The sequence below is a fragment of the Pseudoroseomonas cervicalis ATCC 49957 genome (assembly GCF_000164635.1).
In the GTDB taxonomy this organism is placed as follows: domain Bacteria; phylum Pseudomonadota; class Alphaproteobacteria; order Acetobacterales; family Acetobacteraceae; genus Pseudoroseomonas; species Pseudoroseomonas cervicalis.
This window is the reverse complement of record NZ_GG771246.1, coordinates 1-547: the sequence shown is the minus strand read 5'-3', so window position 1 is coordinate 547 and position 547 is coordinate 1. Positions and strand designations below refer to the sequence as shown.

The window sequence follows — 547 nt, the reverse complement described above, 5'->3', positions numbered from 1 at the left end:
GCCCTGCTGCGCGGCGCGGCGCGCCACCGCGACCTCTACAACCACCGCCTCGCCCTGCGCGGCGAGGGGGTGGAGGCGCTGCAGGCGCAGCTCGAATCCTGGCTGGCCGGGGAGGCGCCGGAGGGCGTCACCCAGGGCAGCGCGCGCGGCAGCGCGGCCGGGCATGTCGCCTTCGTCTTCTCCGGCAATGGCGCGCAATTCGCCGGCATGGCGCGCGCGGCGATGGACCGCAACGCCGCCTTCCGCAACGCGGTGCGCGAGGCGGACGGGCTGCTGCGCCCGCTCACCGGCTGGTCCGGCGCGGCGCTGCTGAAGCAGGGCGTCACGGCCGAGGAGCTGGCCGGCACCGACCGCGCCCAGCCGCTGCTCTTCCTGGTGCAGCTCGGCATCCTGGCGGCGCTGGCGGCCGAGGGCATCCGGCCCGATCTCTGCCTCGGCCATTCGGTGGGCGAGGTGGCGGCGGCGCATGCCGCCGGCATCCTGACCCTGCCGCAGGCGGTGCGGCTGGTGGTCGCCCGCTCCCGCGCCCAGCACAGCCGGCGCGGCA

The 547-nt window shown here is 77.5% G+C and carries 1 protein-coding gene; it reads left to right on the top strand.

The window, feature by feature from the left end:
• A partial coding sequence (locus HMPREF0731_RS22810; protein WP_007006648.1) for an acyltransferase domain-containing protein occupies window positions 1-547 on the top strand: 547 nt, incomplete at both ends.